This window comes from Nitrospiria bacterium (assembly GCA_036397255.1).
In the GTDB taxonomy this organism is placed as follows: Bacteria; Nitrospirota; Nitrospiria; order DASWJH01; family DASWJH01; genus DASWJH01.
Genome location: DASWJH010000002.1, coordinates 19,018 through 27,801, shown reverse-complemented (window position 1 = coordinate 27,801; position 8,784 = coordinate 19,018). Strand labels below are relative to the sequence as shown.

The 8,784-nt window shown below is 42.7% G+C and carries 8 protein-coding genes; 7 read left to right on the top strand and 1 reads right to left on the bottom strand.

Annotation, left to right across the window (positions count from 1 at the left end; all coding sequences use genetic code 11):
• Positions 1-360 precede the first annotated feature (360 nt).
• The 7 genes from VGB26_00215 (at position 361) to VGB26_00185 (ending at position 7,134) form a co-directional block, all read left to right on the top strand.
• Positions 361-627, top strand: coding sequence for a PqqD family peptide modification chaperone (locus tag VGB26_00215; GenBank protein ID HEX9756204.1), 267 nt, complete (start codon positions 361-363; stop codon positions 625-627).
• A gap of 73 nt (positions 628-700) precedes the next feature.
• On the top strand, positions 701-853 hold the full coding sequence (locus VGB26_00210) for a hypothetical protein (protein HEX9756203.1): 153 nt from the start codon (positions 701-703) through the stop codon (positions 851-853).
• 18 nt (positions 854-871) lie between these two features.
• Complete coding sequence (locus tag VGB26_00205) at positions 872-2,050, top strand: hypothetical protein (protein ID HEX9756202.1); 1,179 nt, start codon at positions 872-874, stop codon at positions 2,048-2,050.
• 57 nt (positions 2,051-2,107) lie between these two features.
• Positions 2,108-2,815 (top strand): C25 family peptidase propeptide domain-containing protein, encoded by a 708-nt coding sequence (locus VGB26_00200; protein ID HEX9756201.1) that lies wholly within the window; start codon positions 2,108-2,110, stop codon positions 2,813-2,815.
• Between the two features lie 121 nt (positions 2,816-2,936).
• Positions 2,937-5,345, top strand: a complete 2,409-nt coding sequence (locus VGB26_00195; GenBank protein ID HEX9756200.1) for a C25 family cysteine peptidase — start codon at positions 2,937-2,939, stop codon at positions 5,343-5,345.
• A gap of 10 nt (positions 5,346-5,355) precedes the next feature.
• Complete coding sequence (locus tag VGB26_00190; GenBank protein ID HEX9756199.1) at positions 5,356-5,910, top strand: S24/S26 family peptidase; 555 nt, start codon at positions 5,356-5,358, stop codon at positions 5,908-5,910.
• A 9-nt stretch (positions 5,911-5,919) separates the two neighbouring features.
• On the top strand, positions 5,920-7,134 hold the full coding sequence (locus tag VGB26_00185; GenBank protein ID HEX9756198.1) for a nucleotidyltransferase family protein: 1,215 nt from the start codon (positions 5,920-5,922) through the stop codon (positions 7,132-7,134).
• Between the two features lie 463 nt (positions 7,135-7,597).
• Here VGB26_00185 and VGB26_00180 read toward each other — a convergent pair whose 3' ends face one another.
• Positions 7,598-8,401, bottom strand: a complete 804-nt coding sequence (locus tag VGB26_00180) for a sterol desaturase family protein (GenBank protein ID HEX9756197.1) — start codon at positions 8,399-8,401, stop codon at positions 7,598-7,600.
• Positions 8,402-8,784: the final 383 nt, after the last annotated feature.

The window sequence follows — 8,784 nt, the reverse complement described above, 5'->3', positions numbered from 1 at the left end:
GAGTGCGCGGATTCCATCGGGGCCAGGAAACTAATCAGATTTCCACTCACAGGCCGGATATATGTAAGCAATCTGTTCCTTGTTTGCCTCAATTGAAAAACATCCTTGCGAAACGGGATGGGTCCATATATGTTCTTGGGTAAGAGGTGAGGAGGGAGGGCGTAAAGCCCTGTTAGGGCCACGCCCCTTTACGGGGGTAAGGAATGAGGTGGTAGGAGTGGCGATTAAGGTTGGAGGGAGAGGACAGAAAATATACTCTAAAACCAAACAAACCAAATAAACGAAACAAACGAGACAAACCAATTAACATTGGAGGTTTGAGGTGGACAGTCTCATAGGGAATAAAAAAGGATGAAAAAAGTGGAAGGCTCAACAATTACCAAAAAGGAAATCGTTCAACAGGATTTGGGGAATGAGTTGATGCTTTATGATGCTCAGAAAGACGAGGTTCATATTTTGAATGGAACGGCGAAGATTGTCTGGGAAGGCCTGGTTGTGGGGGAAACGGAGGAGCAGTTAGAGATGCGGTTGCGGGAGAGGTTTTTGATTGGAAAAGACCGTGACCTGTTTTTGGATATCAGGAATATAATTGGAGAATTTAAAGAGAAGGGTTTGGTGAAACAATAAAACTTTTCACCCCTCACCTGAATCCTCTCCCCTCTGAGGGGAGAGGGAGAAACGGTGGAGAAGGAGGCTTCGAATGGAAGATAACGAAAAAAATGAAAAAGAAAGTATAAAACGAAAAAAACCGAAATATGAACCGCCGCAGGTCAGGACCTACACGGGGGATGACCTACTAAAAGAGTTGGGACCCGCTCAAGCTCTTTATGGACCATCTGTCCCATTACCTTGATCCACTGGACCAATATGTATGAAGAATCCTTCAAGCAGGAAAGATGCTCTCATCCACGAAAATCCAATCTTTCAAAACACCTTCGCGTTTTTTGACATTCCTTTTTTCATTCAATCAAATTCTTATCATCTTTTAGAGTTTTTCAACACTCTTTACAAACAGTTTATCTCAATTGAAAAAACCGATCTTTCGAATGGTTCTTCCTATTTTCTTTTTAAAAGGAAATTCGATTCTGAGATACTTCAGTTTCGTATCAATAAAGGGAAGGGAATTCCCATTTCATTAAAATCAAATCCTTTCCCCATGGCGGATTCGTTTATTTTTAATGATGTGGTTAAGAAAGTAAGAAATTATTATTTAATTCACGCGCTTTCTCTTTCATTTCAAGGAAAAGGAGTAATCTTTTCAGGGCCTACCGGATCTGGAAAAACAACCTTAGGCTTAGAACTGATTCAAAGGGGATTTCAATTTCTCTCCGATGAATTAGCCGCCCTTTCCAGATCCTCTCATCTTCTTTTTCCCTTTCCCAGAGCCCTATGTATTCGAAAGAAAACAATTGATCTATTTGAAAGATCAAATGGATTTTACTTTTCACCAACCCACCCAATAGGTGATCAGCGTTGGATGATTGACAATGAGGATTTTTCGAAGGGTTCAACGGGAAAACCTTGTAAACCAAATTTAATATTTCTCCTCTCAACCCAGTCTTTTTCAGGAAAAGGTTTAGATAATGAGATTCCCATCACCTTGGAATTAAAAAGGAAGGACGATCAACTTCTCTCTGAGCTATCGGAACTATCAGGGGTGAAATATCTTTCTGCTTCCTTAAAGGACGGTTTCTACTATCCAAGGTTTCGAGTTAGAAAAAGCCGTATTGTTCAAAAGGAATTTATTAGAATTTGTGAGAAATACCAGGAATCAGTGTTGTATCGGATTAAGGCGGTTAATCAAACACCTAATCCTAATGCAGATCCCAAGCTTATTCCAATTTCCAAAACAGTTGCGGCCTTGGAATTGTTTGGAAATCTTCAGAACGTTTCCTTTGATGGGCTGTCTGATTTTTCCAGCCCTTTGGGGACTCCTCCTCAAATTTTAGCAGGGTTATCGGCAATTGTTGCAAAAACACAATGTTATCGGCTTGTGGTAGGGGATTTGAAAAAAACAGCGGATTTGGTGTGTGATTTGGTGAGGCGGTAGGAGGTTAGAGAAGTTAGGTTGGAGATTGGATTAAAAAAGCGTTAAAAGAGAGGGAAAATGGGAAGAAAACTTTTAATAATTTCAATGGTAATTATTTTCTATTCACTTCCGGTGTATGGGGCGGGGTATGGACCGGTTCAGATCATCAGTTCAAATGAACAGGAAGTGGTCCTGGAGCTTGTGGTTCCGGGGTTTCAGGTTCATCCTGTCAATCATGATGGAATGTCTTATCAGCAGATGAGCATTCCGGATTTCGGGTTAACCACCGATGTGGGGACTCCGCAAGTTCCTGTTCGGGGGGTGGTGGTCGGTGTGCCAGGGGGGGCTCAACCTTCCTTGGAGATCCTGGACACCGACTTCAAGATTCTTTCCAACTACCTTCCTCCACCGGTTCCCTTCCCGGAGGTGATTGAAGAGGGAACCATAGGTTTTTCTAGTCGTTTCACGTTTGTCCGGGATGAAACTATTTATTCTCAGGATGATTTTTTTCCATCCAAACCAGCGATTATTGGATTTTCCGGGAAAATGAGGGATCAAAACGTGGTTCAAATTGTTTTTTATCCCATTCAAAACAATCCAGTCCGGCAGGAGGTGCGTTTTTACACCCGAATTGTTGTCCGGATTGGGTTTCAGGGATCTGTTGGAGGAGAGGTTCCAATGTTAGAGAAGTCACAGATATTTCAGAAAGTTGATGCCAACCAGGGGCAAATAAAAGAGAACCCATATGATCGAATGTTAAAGAGCCTTCTATTGAATTATCCATAAAACAATAAAACAGGAAATGAAAAACGAATTGAAACAAACATTCCAAAAACATTCAAACCCCCACTTTTCCTCTCCCTAATTAAGGTAGAGGATTAAGCGGCTTAAAAAGCAGGGATAAAGATTGGAGATTTCGTCAAAAAAAATCCGGGTTGAAAGGGTATCAACCAATAGACTTTTTCTTTTTGGAACCCTTCTTTTGATTCTGTTTGTTTTTTGGGGTTGCGGAACCAGCGGGGGGAATTCCGATTCGGGTGATGGGAATGAAAATACCGGGAGTTCTACAACGACGACTTTATTCCCTTCAACAACTACAACAACCAGTCTTTCACCTTCATCCACTACCCTGAACACGACATCTACAACGAGCACCAGTACCACCTCCACGACCGTTCCGATAACCATGGGTGGACAATTGAAAATCGGAGTAAAAGACAATGGATTCTACAGACTTACCCGACAAGAATTGGAGAATTCGGGGTTGGTTATGACGGGTGTTGATCCAAAAAAAATAAAGATTGGCTATCGGGGAAAAGAAATTCCCATTAGGGTTTCGGGAGAATCCGATGGGGCTTTTGACGTCAACGATGTGATTGAATTTTATGGCCAAGGGATTTCAAGGGATTCATCAGAGTTTGAGTTTACCGAGACCAATATTTATTGGCTTTCGGCAGGAAATCATGATGCCCTTCGAATGCAGGAAAAAGATGGAACCCCGGGAAGTAATGGGCCTCCTGACTCTTTTCAAACCACGGTTTATGTGGAGCAGGACACTTTTTATACACAAGTCATACCCAACGGGGAGGGAAAAGATCACTGGTTCTGGGGAGGCCTAATCCGTGCGACCGAATCCAGAAGTTTCCCCTTTACGATAAAAAATAATTCAACCGCCAAGAAAGGTTGTACATTTCGTTACTACCTCCAGGGCAAAACCGATATGGTTCAAAACCCCGATCATCATACACGGGTTTATCTCAATGGAATTTTGGTGGATGATCAGCGATGGGATGGTTTTTCACAATTCATCAATTCGGTCAATTTGCCCAACTGCAACCTGATCAATGGCAACAACACGGTCAGGCTTGATTCGGTGGGGGATACAGGTGCGGTTGTAGACTCTTTTTTATTTAATTGGTTTGAGATTGATTATTGGGACCAATATGTGGCAGAGAATAATGTCCTCTTTTTTAATGGAGTTGGAGCCAGCCCCGTGGATTTTAGTGTAATGGGATTTACCCAGAATGATATAAACGTATTCGATATTTCGGACCCTTTAAATCCCGCAAGAATTATAAATCACCGCGTTGATCCGGTGGGGACTTCCACCACGGTGTCCTTTCAAGATAATTTTCAAGGACAGCGAAATTATGTCGCTTTGACCTCGAGTCAATTTGACACCCCCTCGAATCTTTTTCAAGATAATCCATCTACATTAAAAGACCTTCAAAATGGGGCGGATTATATTATTATTGCTCATGAGAGTTTCCTAAACAGCGTGAACCCTCTTGCAGATCATCGCAGGAGCCGGGGGCTTCGTGTGGTAACGGTGGATGTGATGGACATTTATGATGAGTTTGGTTTTGGAATGGAGAATCCCCAAGCCATTAAAGATTTCATAAAATTTGCCTTTGAGAATTGGCAGCGGCCTGCTCCCATGTATGTTCTTTTGGTTGGCGATGCCACACTGGATTATAAGGATAATTTGAAGAGAGGGTTTAAAAATTTAGTTCCCAGTCATCTTGTCGAAACGGCATTTATTCAAACATCCAGTGACAATTGGTTTGTATCGGTGAGCGGGGATGATTCCATTCCTGATCTCTTCATCGGGCGGATATCGGTTAAAACCCCTGGCCAAGCGGATGCCGTTGTAAACAAGATTCTTGCCTATGAAAAGGCTCTTCCAACGGGTTGGGTTAATCGAGTTCAGTTTGTGGCGGATAATCCCGATGCGGGGGGAGATTTTGAAGCGGCTTCGGAGGATCTCATTCAACTGCTTCCAGGCAATATCAGTCCGCTGCGTGTCTACCAAACACAAGTTGGCAGCGGCGCTCAAACCGCCATCAGAAATAATATCAACAACGGGGTCCTGGTAACTAATTACACCGGGCATGGAAGTGTTTCTCTTTGGGCAAACATGTTTTCATCTTCGGCGGTTTCTTCTCTTAGCAATGCGGGGAAGCCAACGTTTGTGGTGACACTCAATTGCCTGAATGGTTTTTTTAATGATCCCTATGAAGGAGGGGTGGACCCACTGGGAAATGCTCACGGGATTCCCTTGGCGGAAGCGTTTGTGAATGCCCCCAACAAGGGGGCCATTGCTGCCTGGAGCCCTACGGGGCTGGGTTTTACCTTTGAGCATGACCTCATGGCCCAGGAACTCTTCGATGCTATTTTCAATCAAGGGAACCACATTTTAGGGTCGGTGACCACTCAAGCCAAGGTTTCTGCCTATTCTAAGTTTGGTATATCGGTTGATAATTTGGAGACGTTTGTTTTATTTGGGGATCCGGCAGGAAACCTCTCTGCCCCATAGGGATTGGTCTATGAATCGTGCTCTGGTGAAAGCAATAGGAAAGAAGCGGCAAACTTCCGGCAGAAAAAGCCAGATTAAAGTAAAAGGTATGAGTATGGAGCCAACCTTGAGCGAAGGGGATGGGCTCGTGGTGAGGCATATCGGGCCGGAGGATTTGTCTCTGGGTGATATTGGTGTGTTTTGGACTGGAAAAGTTTTATTGGTCCACCGTGTGATTGGCGTGAAGCATTGGTTGGAGGATACCCGTTTTATTTTAAAAGGGGATCGATTACTCTATACGGAAGATATGGGGGAAGAATTTTTGTTTGGTAAGGTCGTTGAAGTTCATCATAAAGGAAAGAGAATTTGTTTTGAAAGTGGTTTTTGGAGGTGGTTCAATAAAGTTTTTGGTTATTTTTGGAGATTGAATGATAAATTCTTGATGGTGTTAAGAAAAATGGAGGAAAGGGCCTTGGGTGATTGGAAGGGATCAACACGGCTTCTGCCTTCAAGGGTATTTTGTTTCTTATGTGTTCTTTTCCACAATAAATTGACCAACCTATTCTATCTATTGCATTTCGGGTGAAACATGGCAATGATCGGAAATACAAATATAACCAATGAAGATCGGCTTCTTCTTTATTGTTCAAGGGGGGAAATGACCCCTGAAATGGAAGAAGACGTTAGGCAGCTTCTTCAATTACCTTTAGATTGGGATTACCTCTGGAATTCTGCCTGTAGACACAGAATTGTTTCCTTACTTTATTTTCATATGGAGCGGGTTAGCCCTGTTGGGTGTATTCCTGCAAGGGTGATGAAGCAGATGGAAGCATCCTATTGGGCGAATGCCTATCGAAATCTAAGGATTCAAAATGAGCTGGTCACCATTCTCAAGGCTTTTCAAGAAATAGGAATTGAGGTTTTGCTTCTCAAAGGGTTGGCCTTGATTGAAACCGTTTACCAAAATTTAGGATTACGGCCCATGAGCGATATGGATCTATTGGTTAGAAAAGAGGCGATTCCTGAAGTTAGGATTTGCATGGAAGGGATGGGTTATCGGCAAAATTTAAAGTGGTACGGGTTACAGGCAATTGATGATCATCATTTGACCTTTTATTCCTTAAAAGGGAATACGGTTCCAATAGAGATTCACTGGACAATTGGAATGAATAGCGATTTGTTTCCCATTGAAGATTCCGAAATGATGGAAAAGGTTAATGTGATCAACCTGGGGGGGGTAAGGACTCGAATTCTTTCCCCTGAAGATTCATTGATTCACCTATGTTTTCATATGGCGTACCATCATCATTGTGCTTTGGGTTTGATGGGGCTTTGCGATATTTCTGAAACGATCCATCGCTTTAAAGGAATCCTTGATTGGAGCAGAGTGCTAAGGTTTGCAAAGCAAAATAGAATTGGCCCCCAGATTTATATCGCGCTCTCTCTTGCCAATCGGCTCCAAGGAACTAAAATACCTTGGGGGGTGCTGGAATCCCTTTCGAAGGATTGTTCCCCCCAACAAATCCTATGGCTTGAGCAGTTTCGAGAAAATAGCCTGATCGTAGAACCTATAAAGTGGGAAAGCCCACTTGCCCGCTTAATCTGGATTAATGGAATGGGGAATAAAGCTCGATTCCTTTTCAAAGGATTTTTCCCCTCGCTGAAAGTATTGGTTATTTGTCTTTCCACTTCTTTAACCTTAAAGAAGGTGCTTCTTTTCTATATTATCTACCCCTTTATTCGTATAAAGAGGTATCGGTTTTCTTCCTTCAGATACCTTTTCTCCTCTTTTAAGCGCTTTCTGGTTTAATCCTGAACGGTCATTTCTTTTTCAATACAACAACCTAAAATTTGGACTTCCTTTTAAGGGGAACATGATGTTATTATTAAGCGGTTTAGGGGTTTTCTTTTTTTATACTTTTCCAGCGAGGTAAGGACATTCATACAACCATTTCAAAATGTCAAATCTGTAGCCGAACGCTCCTGAAAGGATATTTTTTACTCCAAAAAGATCCGCTCAAATCGGAAGTCATCAAGGTGGTCTGTTGGCGGTGTAAGTTTTTAAAACGGCCGGCTGAAAAAATCAGTGCCTAGGCTTTTGTATCATTTCCAAAATAACATAATTACTTGGGGTGTTATTCTGGCCGTTTTCCCGCCAATTAAAAAGAGCCGGAATCAATTACTTTTTGAGGTCTAGATTCCCGCTTAAGGAAGGCGGGAATGACAATGCGTGTTTTTTTGTTAATCAGGACCTCGTTTTTTTCCAACCTTTTTTACTTCAATTGATCTCCTCGGTTCAGAGGATAAGGCCCCACGACCCCAACAAACGGAAGGGTGAGGATTCCAAGTAGGGACAGTTGGTCCGGGTTTCTGTACTGGGACAATCCTATGGTCATTCCCGTATGGCCTTCCCTGGGAACAGGGGTGTAGGTGCCCATCAAACGATCCCACCATGGAAGGTTAAATCCAAAATTACTATTGGTTTCTTCTTTATAAATTGAATGATGAACTCGGTGCATATCGGGGGTGACAATGAACCACCGGAGGCCCCGATCGATCGATTTTGGGATTCGAACATTGCCATGATTAAACATAGAGGTTCCGTTGAGGAGAGCCTCAAACGTAAAAACGGAAACCGGGGACGCGCCAATTAAGAGGACTGCTCCCATTTTGATAAAGGTGGACAGGAGAATTTCGATAGGATGAAACCTTGCCCCTGTGGTGACGTCAAAATCGAGATCGGTGTGATGGACCATGTGCAACCGCCATAATAACGGAATGGCATGGAACATGATATGCTGAAGATAGATGACAAAATCCAAACTGATAATGGCCACCGGAATCAAAACCCACTGGGATCTCTCCACCAAATTTAAAATTCCCCACCCTTGTTCAGAAGCAAAAATAGCGGTTCCAACGGGAGCGAGATTCAATACCATTCGCACCAGAAAAGTATTCAGAATAACAATCCCTATGTTTGCAATCCAACGTTTGGGTTTGGAGGTGGTTAAGATTCGCCGTGGCGAAATCACCTCCCACGTAGCCATGAGGATAAAAATTCCAAAAAAAATTGCCATCCGAATTAGTGCTTCGTTTTGCATCTTATTTAGAGAAGATAAAAAGAAGTGATGGTTTTTATTAAAAGTAGGTTTTCCGGGGCATCCCCGCAATTGATCTTATTGGGGAGGGACTTTAAATCCGTTTTGCCCATTTGGCCTTGGATCGTCTTCTTAAAACAAAGGGAGGCATCACGCCTCCCTGAAGTTTTTTAAAAAAAAATTAAACAACACCTTTTTGGTTATTCCTTGGCCTCTTCTTGGGCCTTTTTTTTGTCTGCGTAGGGCTCTTCGCCGTAACACCCAATCAGGGTGCTTAAGGCTAAACATAAAACCATTGCGGCCAATACTCTTTTTCCCATTGTGTTCCTCCTCTCCTCAAAAACGATAACGTCCTCACTGAT